Source organism: Nocardia sp. NPDC004123, from assembly GCF_053603795.1.
Window position 1 is genome coordinate 19935 of sequence record NZ_JBSGGG010000043.1, and the last position, 15415, is coordinate 35349.

Annotated in this window: 21 protein-coding genes; 10 read left to right on the plus strand and 11 right to left on the minus strand. The window is 67.1% G+C overall.

What is annotated here, in order from left to right; translation table 11 throughout:
- Window position 1: 1 nt before the first annotated feature.
- A complete protein-coding gene (locus ACWEQQ_RS42195) occupies window positions 2–382 on the minus strand; it encodes a hypothetical protein (RefSeq protein ID WP_452352175.1) in 381 nt (126 codons plus the stop codon).
- A 979-nt stretch (window positions 383–1361) separates the two neighbouring features.
- Here ACWEQQ_RS42195 and ACWEQQ_RS42200 point away from each other — a divergent pair.
- Window positions 1362–2015 carry a TMEM175 family protein gene (locus ACWEQQ_RS42200; protein WP_452345241.1) on the plus strand — a complete coding sequence of 218 codons (654 nt, stop codon included), beginning with the start codon at window positions 1362–1364 and terminating at the stop codon, window positions 2013–2015.
- A gap of 56 nt (window positions 2016–2071) precedes the next feature.
- Here the strand turns inward: ACWEQQ_RS42200 and ACWEQQ_RS42205 are convergent, their stop codons facing one another.
- Window positions 2072–2890 (minus strand): MerR family transcriptional regulator, encoded by an 819-nt coding sequence (locus ACWEQQ_RS42205; RefSeq protein ID WP_452352176.1) that lies wholly within the window; start codon window positions 2888–2890, stop codon window positions 2072–2074.
- 128 nt (window positions 2891–3018) lie between these two features.
- Between ACWEQQ_RS42205 and ACWEQQ_RS42210 the strand changes: the two genes are divergently transcribed.
- The 4 genes from ACWEQQ_RS42210 to ACWEQQ_RS42225 all read left to right on the plus strand — a co-directional run bounded on the left by ACWEQQ_RS42210 (window position 3019) and on the right by ACWEQQ_RS42225 (window position 4005).
- Complete coding sequence (locus ACWEQQ_RS42210; RefSeq protein ID WP_452352177.1) at window positions 3019–3252, plus strand: hypothetical protein; 234 nt, start codon at window positions 3019–3021, stop codon at window positions 3250–3252.
- A 5-nt stretch (window positions 3253–3257) separates the two neighbouring features.
- Entirely contained in the window at window positions 3258–3392 is a 135-nt protein-coding gene (locus tag ACWEQQ_RS42215; RefSeq protein ID WP_452352178.1) for a hypothetical protein, read from the plus strand.
- Between the two features lie 42 nt (window positions 3393–3434).
- Window positions 3435–3758 carry a putative quinol monooxygenase gene (locus ACWEQQ_RS42220; protein WP_452352179.1) on the plus strand — a complete coding sequence of 108 codons (324 nt, stop codon included), beginning with the start codon at window positions 3435–3437 and terminating at the stop codon, window positions 3756–3758.
- Window positions 3759–3858: 100 nt separating this feature from the next.
- Complete coding sequence (locus ACWEQQ_RS42225) at window positions 3859–4005, plus strand: hypothetical protein (RefSeq protein WP_452352180.1); 147 nt, start codon at window positions 3859–3861, stop codon at window positions 4003–4005.
- Between the two features lie 57 nt (window positions 4006–4062).
- On the opposite strand, the gene ACWEQQ_RS42230 is transcribed toward ACWEQQ_RS42225, so the two are convergent.
- Together ACWEQQ_RS42230 and ACWEQQ_RS42235 are read right to left on the minus strand one after the other, a co-directional pair.
- A complete protein-coding gene (locus ACWEQQ_RS42230) occupies window positions 4063–4410 on the minus strand; it encodes a nuclear transport factor 2 family protein (RefSeq protein WP_452345246.1) in 348 nt (115 codons plus the stop codon).
- Between the two features lie 64 nt (window positions 4411–4474).
- A complete protein-coding gene (locus ACWEQQ_RS42235) occupies window positions 4475–5713 on the minus strand; it encodes a cytochrome P450 (RefSeq protein WP_452352181.1) in 1239 nt (412 codons plus the stop codon).
- 56 nt (window positions 5714–5769) lie between these two features.
- On the opposite strand from ACWEQQ_RS42235, the gene ACWEQQ_RS42240 reads away from it, so the two are divergent.
- Together ACWEQQ_RS42240 and ACWEQQ_RS42245 are read left to right on the plus strand one after the other, a co-directional pair.
- Entirely contained in the window at window positions 5770–6375 is a 606-nt protein-coding gene (locus ACWEQQ_RS42240) for a TetR/AcrR family transcriptional regulator (protein WP_452352182.1), read from the plus strand.
- Window positions 6376–6537: 162 nt separating this feature from the next.
- Complete coding sequence (locus ACWEQQ_RS42245) at window positions 6538–7233, plus strand: alpha/beta fold hydrolase (protein ID WP_452345249.1); 696 nt, start codon at window positions 6538–6540, stop codon at window positions 7231–7233.
- A gap of 97 nt (window positions 7234–7330) precedes the next feature.
- On the opposite strand, the gene ACWEQQ_RS42250 is transcribed toward ACWEQQ_RS42245, so the two are convergent.
- Both ACWEQQ_RS42250 and ACWEQQ_RS42255 read right to left on the minus strand, forming a co-directional pair.
- A complete protein-coding gene (locus tag ACWEQQ_RS42250; RefSeq protein WP_452352183.1) occupies window positions 7331–7771 on the minus strand; it encodes a nuclear transport factor 2 family protein in 441 nt (146 codons plus the stop codon).
- On the minus strand, window positions 7768–8619 hold the full coding sequence (locus tag ACWEQQ_RS42255) for an NmrA family NAD(P)-binding protein (RefSeq protein WP_452352184.1): 852 nt from the start codon (window positions 8617–8619) through the stop codon (window positions 7768–7770). Before ACWEQQ_RS42255 ends, ACWEQQ_RS42250 begins: the two co-directional genes overlap by 4 nt.
- Window positions 8620–8694: 75 nt before the next feature.
- On the opposite strand from ACWEQQ_RS42255, the gene ACWEQQ_RS42260 reads away from it, so the two are divergent.
- The gene (locus ACWEQQ_RS42260) at window positions 8695–9621 is read left to right on the plus strand and encodes a cupin domain-containing protein (protein WP_452352185.1); all 927 of its coding nucleotides are present in this window, start codon (window positions 8695–8697) and stop codon (window positions 9619–9621) included.
- A 79-nt stretch (window positions 9622–9700) separates the two neighbouring features.
- On the opposite strand, the gene ACWEQQ_RS42265 is transcribed toward ACWEQQ_RS42260, so the two are convergent.
- A complete protein-coding gene (locus ACWEQQ_RS42265; protein ID WP_452352186.1) occupies window positions 9701–10357 on the minus strand; it encodes a TetR family transcriptional regulator in 657 nt (218 codons plus the stop codon).
- 110 nt (window positions 10358–10467) lie between these two features.
- On the opposite strand from ACWEQQ_RS42265, the gene ACWEQQ_RS42270 reads away from it, so the two are divergent.
- Window positions 10468–11331, plus strand: a complete 864-nt coding sequence (locus ACWEQQ_RS42270) for an SDR family oxidoreductase (RefSeq protein WP_452352187.1) — start codon at window positions 10468–10470, stop codon at window positions 11329–11331.
- A gap of 69 nt (window positions 11332–11400) precedes the next feature.
- On the plus strand, window positions 11401–13854 hold the full coding sequence (locus ACWEQQ_RS42275) for a flippase-like domain-containing protein (protein ID WP_452352188.1): 2454 nt from the start codon (window positions 11401–11403) through the stop codon (window positions 13852–13854).
- An 8-nt stretch (window positions 13855–13862) separates the two neighbouring features.
- Here the strand turns inward: ACWEQQ_RS42275 and ACWEQQ_RS42280 are convergent, their stop codons facing one another.
- The 4 genes from ACWEQQ_RS42280 to ACWEQQ_RS42295 form a co-directional block, all read right to left on the minus strand.
- The gene (locus ACWEQQ_RS42280) at window positions 13863–13976 is read right to left on the minus strand and encodes a DUF308 domain-containing protein (RefSeq protein ID WP_452345256.1); all 114 of its coding nucleotides are present in this window, start codon (window positions 13974–13976) and stop codon (window positions 13863–13865) included.
- A gap of 29 nt (window positions 13977–14005) precedes the next feature.
- A complete protein-coding gene (locus ACWEQQ_RS42285; RefSeq protein WP_452345257.1) occupies window positions 14006–14176 on the minus strand; it encodes a hypothetical protein in 171 nt (56 codons plus the stop codon).
- 184 nt (window positions 14177–14360) lie between these two features.
- The gene (locus tag ACWEQQ_RS42290) at window positions 14361–15005 is read right to left on the minus strand and encodes an alpha/beta hydrolase (protein ID WP_452352189.1); all 645 of its coding nucleotides are present in this window, start codon (window positions 15003–15005) and stop codon (window positions 14361–14363) included.
- Entirely contained in the window at window positions 15002–15403 is a 402-nt protein-coding gene (locus ACWEQQ_RS42295; RefSeq protein ID WP_452352190.1) for a hypothetical protein, read from the minus strand. The genes ACWEQQ_RS42290 and ACWEQQ_RS42295 overlap by 4 nt, the downstream gene beginning before the upstream one ends.
- Window positions 15404–15415 lie beyond the last annotated feature (12 nt).

Here is a 15415-nt window from a genome sequence, read left to right on the forward strand (position 1 = left end):
CTCAGGGCGAAGTGACGGGCGCGCCGGATCCGTCGGTCGGGCCGCCCGGCGGCGGGAGGGGCGAAGCGAGGCCCAGTATCGCCCCGATCGACGCCCCGAACGCCCCACCGAGCAGGGCGGCCGGTCCGGCGACGACGGCCACGCCGACCGCCGCGCCGAGGAGCGGGCCGACAACCAAACCGGTTGGCAGGAACGGGATACCGACGACGAACCCGACGGCGGCCCCGACCAGGGCCGCACCTATCACGATGGGCGCGGACACTCCCGCGCCGAGGCCCGCACCGATTGCCGCACCGACGCCCGCGTCGACCACGGCGACGGAGCATCGCTGGGGATCCACCGGGAGGTACGCGCAGAACGTCTGGACCGGTTGCTGATCCACGGGGGGCATCAAATCCGCCGCGTCCGCATTCTCGATTCCGGTCCAACCCGCGGCGGCAAGCGGATTCGCCGGGCCGATGGCTGGATCGCCGCTGCTCCTATCGACCGCGGGCGCGACGCCGACCGGCGACTGGACGAGCGGAGCGAGTTCGGTCGGCAGCGCGAACGGATCCTGCCCCTGCGGGAATTGCCTCAGCGGTAGCCAGTCCGCTGTCGTGGGTAGCGCGGCCGGTGGCGGCGCGGTGCCATCCGGGGATGCCGCGGCGACTCCGGTTCCGAGGATGACGGCAACCGGCAAAAAACTCGCAATCAATAGTGGACGTGAGCGGCACCAACGACTGGCTTCCGGCATTCCGCACCTCCTGGACTCAAAGCTTCTCTGCATCGAGCATTTGTCGTACGGCGTAGATAGCTTAAGCGGCAGGCACGGCCGGATCGGGAAGAAATGCCGAATTCCATGCGCACCTGGCAAATCCGTGGCCACGCTAGACGTTGCGCAGCACCCTCTGCCATCCGAATGCTCCCGGCCGATATCCCGCTAACCGCGCCAACCGTTAGCTACTTGTCATCGAATTACTCAGTTCGGGCCAGCGCTGCGCTCCCGACCGCGGACCTGAGCCCGGGCCAGGGCGGCGCGGGATCGCAATGCCGGCGACTCCTATGAGAATTGAGGGCCCCGGATTCTCATCGAGTCGCGGCTTTCTTCCGCGCCGCGAAACGAGCAAGTGCCACACATGTTCCACGGAAGCGCAACGCGGAGAGACCATGTATGCGAACTGCCCGCGACCGCTGCCATATGGCTCACCGACATTCCATGGCCGGGGTTGTTTCAGATCGAGTTCACAGACGCCAATGTGGCTGTTTCCGGGGCGCGCTGGAATCTATTCTGCTGCTGGCGTTGTGGATTGGAATCGGGTGGCTTCTCCAGGGCAGCGCACAAATGTGGCCGCCCTCTCGGATGCGGCTCTACAGTCGGCGGAGTGAGCGATCGGAAACACGCCTCGTCGGGTCCGGACCACAGCGAGCGCGGGCTGGAGCGGCTGGTCTTCTTCAGTGATGCCGTGGTGGCCATTGCGATAACGCTGATCGCGTTGCCGTTGGTCGACAGCGCACGCGGCGTTGCGGACTCGAGCACCTCGAAGTTCCTGGCGGACAACAGCTATGCGCTGACAGCCGCCGGGATCAGCTTCGTGGTCATCAGCGCCTTCTGGCGGGATCATCATCGCCTGTTCGAACGTGCCACGGGGTACACGGCCTTGCTGATTCGCGTGAACATGTTGTGGCTGATCGCGATTGTCGCGATTCCGGTGGCCACCGTGCTCGACGTCTACGCTCACCACGACGACCGACTGGCCATCGGAATCTATGTGGGCGTCATCATCTTTGCGATGGCCGTGGCGCGAATCGAGGAATGGCTGCTGTTCCGCGCCCGTCTGCTCATCGACACCGACGAGTTGACGGCGGTGGATCTGGCGAGCCGGTGGCTTCCGGTCGCCGCCGCGGGTGCGGCCCTGGTCGTGGCGGTCGCGGTGCCGCACGTCGGGCTGTGGTCACTGTTGCTGCTGGTGGCCACCGCGCCGCTGCCAGGCGTGGTACGGCGGCATTGGGGCGGGGGCCGCGTGGCGGAACACTGACTGCCACACCAGGATCGGACGTTGCGCAGCCTCGGCCCCGACTGGCCTGTCCGCCGCTAGCGGTTGGAGCGGAAGATGGGCCAGCCGACCTCCGTCACCATGTCCTGCGCGCTGGCCACGTCCAAGGGGCTGCGCAGGTAGTACTCGCGCAGCGGGCCGTCGACGCCGATCTCGTGACGTGCCGCGTAGCTGCCCAGATCGCCGTAGGTGAGGTCGATGGTGTCCAAGGGGCCATGGTGGACAGCGATCGCGAGTTCCGCGCCGGGCACGACCAACGGGCCGACCCGGCCGACCGGGCGCACGTCCGGGTCGGTATGGATGAACACCATCGCCTCACCGCGCTCGTCCACGAGCAGCTCGCTCGCGAACAACCCGCTGATCGGGCCGGTGCAGTGCAGGCGCTGGGCGGTGACGAAGCCGTGCAGTTCGCCGAGGGCACCCTGCCACCAGCTCAGCACGTCGTGCCGGTCGACGACTTCGCGGATCCCGATCGCCGGGAGCTCCGAAACCGTCCGGTACTCGATCGTGGGCCCGCGCTCGGGCCGGACCAGCAGCTCGCGTAGCGATTCCACGGCGCTCTGGGCCTGAGCGAGCCTGTCTTCCAACCGTGCGAGGTGCGCACTGATCAGTTCGTTGCGAGTGGTCACATCCTGGGTGGCCAGCACGGCTTTCACATCGGCCAGGGGCATCTCCAGATCCCGCAGGCGACGAATCACCTGCGCCGTGGGCACCTGGTCGAGGGAGTAGTACCGATAGCCCGTGTCCGGGGCGACCTCGGCCGGCGCGAGCAACCCCACGTCGTGGTAGTGCCGCAGCGTCTTGATGCTCAGATGCGACACCCGAGAGAACTCGCCGACCGTCAGCCCTGTCTGCATGACTGCCAGTATCAACCCTCCCCCGACCGGAGGGTCCAGCAGGAGATCACCGTTGACTCTCCGGTTGCCGTAGCGCCCAACGTATTCGGTGAGCACCGTTCCACCCCGAGACCATCGAAGGAGTTCCCATGAACGCCACCGTCCCGGCCGACGCACTGCCCGAGGTCGTCGCTGCCCATATCGCTGCGGTCAACGCCTTCGACCTGGATGCCATCGTGGCCACCTTCGCCGAGGACGCCTTGGTCAACGACGTACGCCGAGAATTCGCCGGCACCCCGTCCATCCGTGCCTGGGCGCGCCACGAACTGGTCGGCGACAAGGTCACCATGGAGGTGGCAGAGGTCGTCCCCATCCTGGCCTGACGATCGTGCGGGCACGCTACGACGGGCAGTACGAAAAAACGAATGTGCCCGACGAACTGATACTCACCAGCTACTTCACCACCGCCGACGGCAAGATCACTTCCCTGATCATCGTGCACAACCAGCCGGCCCCCTACTGAACCGCGCCCACGTCAGCAGCCGACACCTTGCAGGAGTATTCCATGAGCACACTGGTCACCGCCGAATTCTTTGCCCAGCCCGGCCGCGGCGACGACGTCGCGCAACTGCTGGACATTCTGGGAGAAAGCCTCGAACACGAAGGGTGCGAAGAAATCCGCATCCTGCGCGATCGGGACGACGCCGACCACGTCGCAGGCCTGACCCAATGGACCGAGCGGCACAACTACACCGACTACCTCGGCTGGCGCACCGAACACGGCTTCACCGCCACCTTCGAGGCCATGCTCACTCACCCCCTGGTCATCCACTACTACGACCAGATCTTCCAGAACCAGGGCATCGCAGCACGCACACGAGCAATCTGACAGCCCGGCAACCCCATTCCGTTTTACAGCGGATGGTCCCCGGCCGCGCGAGCCGCCACTGCCGATTGCCGGGATGGTCCCTGGGCTAGCCTTTGATCCGGTGACCGAGAACGAGGGCGGGTCCCGCACCATCATGACGGCCTGGATCCGTTACCTCGACACCATGGTCAAGCAGGACGGCGTCTGGCTGTTCGCCGAACGCAACCTCATGGTCGACTGGACCGACACGCGCCCCAGCTCCCCCTGAGCACATCGCTCAGACGCGGAATCTCCACTTGTGCAATCTATTTCGTCGAGTCCGGGGTCACTGCGAAAGTTGACGGTAGTAGAGGGCCATGCGTGCGATGTGGCCGCCGTCGGCTGCGACGGTGAGATGGTCCATGGCGTATTGGACCGCGTCGTAGCCGTCGACTCGCGCTTGGAGTTCGAAGGCGATTCGGTTGTCCTGCTCGATCCACCCGGCGGCGGTGACCCTGGGAGTCACCGCGAGGATGGTCTTCTCGTAGAAGCCGCGAATCTGCTCGGCACCGGCGAAATGCCCGAACGGATTGAGCAGCTCGGCGTTGCCGGCGAACAGCGCGACGATGCCGTCGAGGTCACCGGCGTTGACCCTGTCCACATAGCGGTCGGCGAGTTGTCGAGCTTTGCCCATGGAAACAACTTTCTTCTTCGCGAGGGTCTGGCCGGCGAGTACCGCAGGGCGGCAATGGATTCGGTCAGCGTGCGGTCATGCGCAGCGGCAGGTGACGCAGTCCAGTGTGGCGGCTGCTGCGTGTCCACTCGACCGGTCCGGCGAGTTCGAAGCCGTCGAAGCGGGCGAACAGCTCCTCGAATACGACCCGCATCTCCAACCGGGCCAGATGAGCCCCGAGGCAGAAATGGATGCCCTGGCCAAATCCCAAGTGCGGGTTGGGATCTCGATGGATATCGAAGCGGTCGGCATGGTCGAATCGGAGCTCGTCACGGTTGGCCGAGGCCTCCCAGACCAATACCTTCTGGCCCGGCTGCAGCCGGTGCCCGGCCAGTTCGACAGGGCGGGTGACCGTGCGGCGCTTGGACGGAGACGGCGCGGTCCAGCGGACGATCTCCTCGATGGCGACCGGCAGCAGTTCCGGGTTGTCACGCAATTCGGCCAGCTGCGAAGGGTTTTCGATCAGCGCGAGGAGTCCGGCGGCAATGGCGTTGCGGGTGGTGTCGGAGCCGCCGGAGAACAGCAGATTGAAGAACGATCGCAATTCCTCGTCGGACAGGCGCGGCGGGTCCTCGTCCGGCATCTCCGCGTGGACGACCAGCGACAGCATGTCCGCGCCCGGATCCGCCCGGCGCTGGGCGATCTGCGCCAAGCCGTACTCGTAGAGTTCGCCCATTGCCGCCGTCCGCTCCGGGCTCATGGTCAGGTAGTCCTGGCCGTCGGGAAGGTCGAAGACATGCTCGATGAGCCCGAACAGGCGGTGACGGTCCGTCTCGGGGATGCCGAGCAGGAAGCAGATCGCCTGCATCGGAAGCTCGGCCGCGATCTCGGTGAGGAAGTCGTGGTCGCCGCCACTGACGACGGTGTCCAGCAAGCGCCCGGTACGCGCCCGCAGATCCTCTTCCAGGTTGCGAACCGTCCTGGGCGTCAAGCCTTTCGACACCAGACGCCTGATCCTGGAGTGCCGCGGATCGTCCATCATGTTCAACACCACGCCCGCCATCGGCAGGTCCTGCAGCACGGTGCCGCCGTAGGGCCGGTCGCCGCCGGTCTCCGAGGAGTAGGTCGCGGGACTGGTCAGGACCTCCTTGGTCTCGGCGTAGGTCGCCACCGACCAGAACCCCTCACCATCGGGAGTGTGCGCAGTGGGCTCATGCCAGTACACGGGAGATTCGGTGCGGTGCAGGGCGAACAGGCCGTGCGGGAAGCCCGCGGCGAAGTTGTCCAGATCGGTGAGATCCACGGACGAGAGCGACTCAGCCATGTGTTACAAGCTATACACTTCTAGATAAATCTGTAAAGCACCTAGGATGACCCACCGTGACAGCTCCGAAGTTGGCCTGGGGTGGGGATCCACCCATGGACGGCGCCGGCGCGCGGCAGCGGCTCGTCGAGGCCGCGGCCCGATGCCTGATCCGGTTGGGTCGCGCGCGCACGTCGATCAGCGTGGTCGCCGCCGAGGCGCGGGTCTCACGACCGACCGTCTACGCACACTTCAGCGGCCGCGAAGAGTTGATCGAACTCGCCGCGACGCATGTCTCGGCCGGGTTGTTCCAGCACATCGTCGACGAGGCGAGCCATGCGTCCACGGCAGCGGATTTCGTAGTGGAGGCCACCGTCGCGGGCGCGCGACTACTGCGTGACACCCAGCGGACCGCCCTGTCCTCGGCCGACTCCGCCGACGCCGAGTGGCTCGCCACCTTGATGACACCAGAGTCGCTGCGGCTGGCCCGGCACTACCTCGAACCCATCCGCCGATACGAGCCCGACCTGGAACTGGACCTCGACGAAATCGCGGAAACGACAATCAGATTCCTCATCTCGATCCTGCAATTCGACACCCCCGCCACCAGGGACTCCGAACGCCTGCGCGGCTATCTGCGCCGCCGACTCGTACCCGCTCTCGGGCTGAAGACCCGACCATAACGCCAACCGATCGGACAAAACCTCGCGAAAGCTCGGCCCAGCGTGGTTCGCGGGAGGACGATGGTGGCTGTGGGGCCGATCCGGCCGTCACGGCTCGAAGACGGAGAACCAACCTAGTGCGGTGCGGATCCGGCTGATCCGTGCCGAGGAAGGGTGCGCATCATGTCGACGCCGACCACACCGAGCATCGTGTTCGCTCACGGCTTGTGGGCCGACGGGTCCTGCTTCAGCAAGGTGATTCCCACATTGCAGGCGGAGGGACACGAGGTGGTGTCCACGCAGAACAGCCTCGACACCCTGGAAGGTGACGTCGCCGCGGTCAAGCGGGCGCTGGGCCGGGTCAGCAGTCCGGCCATCCTCGTCGGTCACTCGTACGGCGGCACCGTCATCACGGCCGCGGGGACCGATGACCGGGTCGCGGGACTCGTCTACATCGCCGCGCTCGCCCCGGACGAGGACGAGACGTCGCAAGGTCTGCAGGCCAAGTTCCCCACGACGGAGCTGTTCGCGCACATCGAGATCGCCGAGGGTCGAATCTGGTTGCGGCCGGACGGTATCGAGTACTTCGCGGGCGATCTCTCCGAACAGGAGCAGCAACTCGTGCTCGCGACCCAGGGTGTCCCCACCGCGGACCTCTTCGACCAGCAGGTAGCAGGCACCGCGTGGAAGTCGAAGCCGAGCTGGTACATCGTGGCCAGGAACGACCGCACCGTGCACCCTGAGCTGGAGCGCTTCTGCGCGAAACGCATGAACGCCAGCACCTACGAGGTGGACAGCAGCCATGTCCCCATGCTGTCCCACCCCGGCCTGGTGATCGATGTGATCCGCACCGCCGCGAAATCCTGCCAGGGGGCGTAGCCGGCCCCGAACAGCGGGAAGAGCTTCCGCAGACGCTCGAGAGAATTCGAGCGGCTGCTCGAGTTTCGTTGTGCGCGAAGATCATTGCCGGGAGACCTCAGGAGGCGGTGGGCCATCCGATGGCGTCGAAGACCGCCAGCGGGTCGAGGTAGTCGCGCCAGTGCACGATCTTGCGATCGGCGATGGTCAGCACCGAGATATAGCGGTTGGCGTAGGCGGCACCGGTGGCGACGGTACGGCCCTGGGATGCGTATTCGAGAACGACCACGCCGGTGTCCTTGTCGTGGTGGACGGCCAGGTCGTGGCAGCGGTCGAGGACGAAGGTCTCGCCGTAGGGGCGATACAGGTCGGCGATGGCTTGCCGGCCGACCACCCGTCGTGGATAGCCGGGAACAGTGATCACGTATTCGATGACGACGTCCTCGGCGAGCATGTCGAAGAAATGGTCGCCGTCCACGAGGCCGTCGACGCCTTGCTCGATGATTCGGAAGAACGGGTCCAGGGCACGGAAATCCTCGAGATTGGCGATCCGGGTCATCGGGCTGTCTCCTTACTCCAGGCTGCTGCCGTGCGGTGAGCGAAATCGGTGAAGTCCGTTGGCGCCGAACCGGTTACCTTCTCCACATCACCGGTGGGCCGGGAACCATGTCCGGATGCGATGGTTTCGGTCAGCATGCGCAGTACCGACGCATACTCGTCCGGAATTCCGCCCGCGATGGCGGCGGCGATCCATTCGTCGCGGTCGATGTCGAGATGAGTCACCGTGGTGCCCGAGACGCGGCTGATGATGGCGGCCGCGTCCGCGACGGTGATCGCTTCGGGACCGGTGAGCGTGTACTGCGCGCCCGCGTGCGCGGCCGGATCGGCGAGGGTCGCGCTCGCGACCGCGGCGATGTCGTCCGCGTCGATGAACGCCTCCGCGCCGTTGCCGGTGGGGACCGCGATGACACCGTTGACCGGAGCCAGGAAGGTTTCGCTGAAGTTCTGCATGAACCACGCCGGGCGCAGGATCGTGTGGCCGAGGCCCGTACGACCGATCAGGTCGAGTTCCACACTGCGCGTGGCCATTTCCGGTGGCGCGGCGTCGACCCCGTAGGCGCTGAGATAGGTGATGTGACCGACGCCGGCGACCTCGGCCCGATCCAGGAACGCCGAGACCTGCCCGGCGAAGTCGATGCGCCCGACCGGACCGACGAGATAGACCCGTTCGGCGCCCGCCAGTGCCGGTGTATGGGTGCGGGCGTCGTCCCAATCGAAGCGCACGTCGGCGCCGGTTCGGGCCGCGGTGCGCACCCCGACCCCAGCCGCGCGCAGCGTGCTCGCCACGCGCGAACCGGTCTTGCCGGTGGCGCCGAGCACGAGGGTGATAGCAGTCGGATTCTTCATACGATCATCCTGGCGGCGTCGATTGAGCTTATCAATGCGCGAAACGCTCTAATTACGATGAGATACTCTCATCAAGTGGATGTTCTGCAAGACCATTTGGCGTGTGCCCGCGCGTCGGGTGGGGTCTTCGCTCGCTCGGTCGCCCAGCCGCCGTGGGGGCTGCGGCTGCCCGGCACCATCCAGCTCACCGCGCACACCGTCGTACAGGGCCGCGCATGGCTGTGGCTCGACGATCACACGGACGCGATCGAACTGACTCCCGGCGACCTGGCACTGGTCCGCGGCGGCCCCGACCACCACATCGCCCACGAAGCCCGAGCAGCCTGCATCTCACCGGAACGCTTCCGCGAACTCCACACCGGCGACCAGCACGCCGACCTCCGGAATGCGACGGTATTCCTGTGTGGCGCATATCGATTCGCCGGCGACGTCGGCCACGGCCTGATCCGGACCCTGCCCCCGATCCTGCTCCTGCGCACCACCGCCGGTGATCCCCTCCACGATGTCATCGCCATGCTGTCGCGCGAGCTGAGCGGACCGGCCCCCGGACAGCAAACCGTCCTCGACCGGCTTCTCGACGTGCTGCTGGTGCTGGCGATACGTGCCTGCTTCGAACAGGACCCGACAGCCCCCGCGTGGTACCGAGCGGCCGGCGATTCCCGGCTGGGCCCAGCACTGCACGCCATCCACTCCGACCCCGGTCATCCATGGACGGTGCCCGAACTGGCCGCTCTGAGCCGGCTTTCACGTCCTGCATTCGCTCGGCACTTCGAACGCGCACTCGGCCAACCACCCGTGCAGTACCTCACCGAATGGCGAATGACCCTTGCTCGTGACCATCTCCGTACCGGCGAGCTGACCCTCGCCCAGATCGCCGACCGCACCGGATACACCTCACCCAACGCCTTCGCCGCCGCCTTCCGCCGCCATCATGGGCAACCGCCGGGCCGGTGGCGTCAGACCGAGCTCGCGAGACCCGACGAGCCGATCCACGGGACATGAGCAGACGACGGCGATCCGGACCCGGCACCTCCCGTATTCAATTCCGTTGCGCCCGTCCCAATCTCGGAAGGACCATCGGTCACGCTCCCGTTTCGAGTCCGATCAGCAGGGCGGTGAGGATGCGGGTGAGTTTCGGTTCGACGTCGACCACGGCGTGGGACAGTTCGGGGCGGGACTCGTAGAGCGCGCGCAGGCCAGTACCGGGCGCGGCCATCTGCCACAGCGCCCCGGCCATGCTGGTGGCCGTGGAGACGACATCGGTCGCCGCGATTTCGGTGATCGGCAGCAGTTGACGCAATGCGGTTGCCAGAGTGGCGACTTCGGCGAGCACCTCGGTTTTGAACGCGTAGGCGGCCTCGAGGGAGACGTTGCGTTCGAGGTTCATCGGGGCCTGCGCGAGCAGGTCGCAGAACAGCGGGCGCGCGACGAGCGAACTCGCCAGTGCGAACGCGATCGCCCCGGGATCGCGATCGGCCGATTCGCCCAGCCGGGTCCCGACCTCGGCCGACCAATCCCGCCAACCCTCGGCGGTGAGCGCCAGGAAGATCTGCTCCCGCGTCTCGAAATAGCGCAGCATGGCGGATTTGTGCATGCCGACGGCAGCGGCGATATCGGTGAGCGTCACCTCACGCACGCTGCGCTCACCGGCGAGCGTCCGCGCGGCATCGAGAATCGCCTGTTCACGTTGCTGTTTGGCCTCGGCACTGCGGGCACGCAGGGGTGGGGTCGGACTCATGACAGCATCCTAGCGCAACACTGTTGCGCTATTAACGAAACAGTGTTGTACTAACTCCAGTGGTTCGAAGGCCCCTTCGTTTCACCAGCACCCACCAGTGAGGAGTGGCAATGTCCCAGCCCACCATCGTGATCACCGGCACCTCGAGCGGCTTCGGACGTCTCAGCGTCGAGCGGTTCGCCGCGGCCGGATGGAATGTCGTGGCGACGGTCCGCAAGGAATCAGATCTGGACGTGCACAAGGGAATCGACAATGTCTCGACCCTGCTGCTCGACGTGGACGACGAGGACGCCGACCTGGCCTTCGGCGAACTCGCGCTCGCGCAGTTCGGCCGCATCGACGCCCTGGTCAACAACGCCGGCTATTGCCAGACCGGACCGCTGGAGGCCACGACCATGGACCAGGCGCACCGGCAGTTCCAGACCAACGTGTTCGGGCTCATCGCGCTCAACAAGGCGTTCATCCCGATCCTGCGCGAGCAGGGTTCGGGCGTGATCGTCAATGTCGGCTCGATCAGCGCCGATCAGGGGTATCCGTACACCTCCGTGTACGAGGCGTCCAAGGCCGCGGTCGTCTCGCTCAGCGAGGGCCTGCACACCGAACTCGCCGAATTCGGGGTCGTCGTCAAGGCGCTGCTGCCCGGCAACATGGACACCCGCATCTTCGACAAGGTCGACCGCGCCACCGACGTCCCGGCCGAATATCTGGACTCGATGACACGTTTCGGATCGCTGAACCTGGTCCGCTCCGACCCGGCCCTCACCGCCGACGTGATCTTCCGCATGGTGACCGACGGCAACACCCGCAAGGTCCGCTACTACAGTGGCCCCGACGGCGAGGCGATCCCCCGCCTCAAGCAACTGCTCGGCCAGGACTGGTACTGGGAGGAATTCCGCCGGGCCGCCCACGGCGATCCGACCCCGCTGTGGCAGGCCATGATGCCGCAGCCGGTAGCGAGCTCACCGAACAACTGAAGCCCTGCGAATCGCGGCCGGGACGGCAAGGATGAGAACCGGCCGCAGCACCGTGAAAGGGGCGTTTGCATGCCGACCCGGACCGTCGCCGATGTCCCGCCGGTGATCGACGCCCCGCCACCGGGCGACGTCCGCCGCGCGGCCGATGCCCTTCGACTGACAGCAGCCCTCGCCGTACTGACGGCAACGGTCGTATTGGCCACCGCGACACGCTATTTCGCGCAGACCTCACAGCAGGGACTGCTGCAGGCCGTGACCGCGCTGCCCCCGGGACTGCGCGATGCGCTCGTGGGAATCGTGCAGGTCGTCGCCATCGCCGCACCGCTGACCGCGCTGTGGGCGGTCCGTACCCGGCAGCGTTGGGACGCGCTGGCGCGGATACTTCCCGCGGCCGGGCTCGGCGTGCTGATCGCTTGGCTGCTCAGCGATCTCGCGCTGGCGGGAAGCAGGCCGGGACAGTGGCCCGACGTTCTGGCCGGGCGCGGCGGCCTCGTTCCCGCGGGCTGGCCGTCCATGATCTACCTCGCCGGATGCGCGGCGGCCGCCGTCGCCGCCGGACCCTGGCTCCCGGCACGCGGACGGCGCGCGGTGTGGGCGCTGCCGATGTGGTGCGCGATTCTGAGCGCCGCCACCGCCTCGATCCTCCCGCTCGAGGCAGTGGCTGCGCCGGCCATCGGTGCGGTCGCCGGATCCGCGATCCTGCTGATCGGCGGCGCACCCGATGACCGGCCCTCGGCTCGAGCCGTCGCGGCGGCGCTCGTCGATTGCGGGATACCTGTCACCTGCCTCACCGAACTCCCTGCCGCCGAACGCATCCCGGGTGAAGGGGTGCTGTATCTCGCCGAAACCTCCGGCCCGGCGTTCACCATCCGGGTGCTCGCGGGTGACGACCAGCGTCGAGACCTGTTCCGGCGCTGGTCGCGGTGGCTCCTGCTGCGCGAACCCGGCGATGTCGCCCAAACACCTCTGGCCGCAACCGAACACGAGCTGCTCATGCTGGTGGCTGCCGACCGCGCGGGCGCGCGGGTGGTCGAGCCGGCCATCGCCTACCCGGTCGCCGGAGGCGGTGCGCTGCTGGCCACCACTCCCGTCACCACGACCACCCTGCGGAACCCCTCCGATGCGCTGCTCACCGACGTCTGGACCTCGGTCGCGCGCTTGCAGGAGCATCGCATCGCCCACCGCGCCCTGCGGCCCGACCATGTGCTGGTGACACCGGATGGACGCATCCGACTGACCGCCTTCGCCCGGGGACGGCTCGCGGCGACGACACGACAACTCGGGTCCGATGTGGCGGAGTTGCTGGCCGCCACCGCGATTCAGGTCGGACCGGAGCGTGCCGTCGCCGCCGCGCTCACCGGACTCGGTCCGGAGCGGCTGGCCAGCGTCATGCCATATCTCCAGCCGCTGGCATTGACGAGCGCGACACGGCGCGCGGTCACCGACCGGGATCGAGCCGAAACACGCGCCGCGCGTGCGTCGGAGCGACGCCGGACCTTACATCCGGGCGGACGCCCGAGCCTGCTGCGCGACCTGGCCACGCACGTGCGATCCGCAACGAATGCCCCGGAGCAGAAACCCGCGCCGCTCGCCCGGTTCACGTGGAAGCAGGCGCTGGGTCTCGCGGGCGGATTTCTGGTCCTGCATCTGATCCTGCCGCAGCTGTCGAACGCCGGGGCCGCTGTCGCTGCCCTGCGCACTGCCGACTGGTGGTGGATCCTGGCCGCCCTGCCGACGACCTTTGTCTCACAACTCTTCTCGACGATGCTGCAATCCGGCACGATTCCGGAGCGACTGCCGTTCCTGCCCAACTACACAGTCCAGTTCGCTGCCTCGTTTCTCAACCGGATAACTCCGAGCAATGTGGGGGGCATGGCGCTGAATCTGCGGTTCCTGCAGAAGGCCGGAGTCGACGCCGGGGCGGCGACCGCCTCGGTCGGGTTGCAGACTCTGCTCAATGGGCTCGGTTCGGTGGTCGTGGCCGTCGTCTTCTTCGCCTGGACCGGACGCGGCGGCCAGGTGCATCTGCAGTTGCCCACCACCCGCGAGCTGGCGCCGGTCCTGCTCGTCCTCATTGTTGCCGGGGTGGGTGTGGCGATGACCGGGCCGGGCCGGCGGTTCCTGCGCGAGAAGGTCTGGCGGTTCCTGCGCTCTGCGGCCGACGCGATCGCTGCGATCGCCGCCGACCCGGTCAAGCTCGCACGCTGTGTGGTGGGCGGGCTCGGTCTGCCGCTCGTGCAAATGGCCGGTCTGGCACTGTGTTTGCACGCGTTCGGCGTCGGCCTGCCGTTCGTACAGGTGGGCGCGGTGTACATCGGCGCTCGCCTGCTCGCGAACGCCGCGCCCACACCCGGCGGGCTCGGCGCGCTCGAGGCCGCGCTCATCGCGGGACTCACCGCGCTCGGGGCGGCCGCCGGCGCGGCCACCTCGGCCGTGCTCGTCTACCGGTTGCTCAGCTTCTGGCTCAACGTCCCGGTGGGCTGGGCCGCCCTCGGCATCGCGCAGCGCCGCGAATTCGTATGAGCCCGCGGTCAGCTGGTGGCGCGGCGCATTTGGACGGCATGGATGGCCGCCATGACGCCGAGCACGATCAGCCACCAGCCGGTGACCAGGGCCAGGGCGGTGATGGAGGCGAATGGAGACACGATCAGGACGATGCCACCCGCCACGATGATCAGTCCGAAGACGACCTGCCAGCCACGAGCCGGGACCGCCGGGTCGGAGAGGGCCAGGCCAGGATCAACACGCCGAGGACGGCCGACAGGATGCCGGTGAGGAGGATCGTCTGCCAGGCCACCCGGGCCATCATGGACAGTGGATTGTTCAGAGGCTCAACGGCAGTCATGACGGACCTGCCTTCCTGATCGCCGTGCGTCGATTATCCGGGATCACGCGAGCTCACCGAAGGTGTTCCGGTACACCGATTTTCACCGTGCGGCGTGGCGGCCCGCGCGTCCGCCGCCACGCCGGCCATGCCGCATGATCGTCAGGTGGTCCTGATCAGTTCCTGCGGCAACTGAACAAACGCATCAGGCTCTCACTTGTTCATGGATCCAGTGTTGGGCCAGCGTGGTCCAGATCGCGGCGTCACCGGCACCGCGTGCCAGGCCGAGGCTATGGGGGCCATGCGGGAACACGTGCGCTGTATGGGGCACGTCGTTCGCAGCCAATGCGGAAGCCAGACGGTAGGTGTGTTCGGGCGGTACGTAGGCGTCCTCTGCGGTGTGCCAGATGAAAAACGGCGGTGATTGCGGCGTCACGAGGGCGTCCAGCGAGGTCGACCGGCGTAGTTCCGGGCCCGCATCCGCACCGAGCAGGATCAGCCGGGAAGGACGGTAGGTCTCGGTCTCCATCGACGTGATCGGATAGCCGAGCACGGCGAACTGAACCGCTTCGTCGGTGTCCGCGCCGGGCGCCAACGCCGCCATTCCGGCCAGATGGCCACCGGCGGAGAATCCGACGAGCCCGACTCGTTGTGCCCCCTCGGCCCGTCGGCGCCGGATCTCGGCGCGTAGAGCCCTCAGTGGAACCGGGTGCCGGACATTGAGCGGATATCGGAAGACGCTTGCCTGGACGTCGATGGAGCGCAGCCAGTCGGCAACCGGTTCTCCCTCGTGTGGTGCGTGTTCGGCGTATCCACCGCCGGGCAGCACGATCATGTGCGTCCTGGTCATCGAACCTCCCTCGCGTCCATTTCCGGTCGGTAACCGCTTCGTTGGTTGCTGGGCGCTCGGCATGTTCCCACTTTGCAGCAGTCGGCGTAGCTGTCGCACTCACCCGAATGAGTGAGCGCGGTCGCGGCGTCCGGCCCGTCGTCGACTGCCCAGGGCACTTCGAGACCGGCAACACGACACCCACCCGCCGCCAAGGCGCGCACGACAGGGCGTGCCGTGACGAGCAGGTCGAAGAACCGCTTGTCGCCTGCCGCGGAGTTGATGTCCGCGTCGGGGACGCGGCCTCCCGGCAGTGGGTGGTCGCCGGGCATCGGATACCGGAGGTCGAGCCCGGACAGCTCGGCGCTGAGGTAGGTGTTGACATCGCCGAAGACCACGACGTGGGTCAGGACGTCCACCCGGTTGCCCAG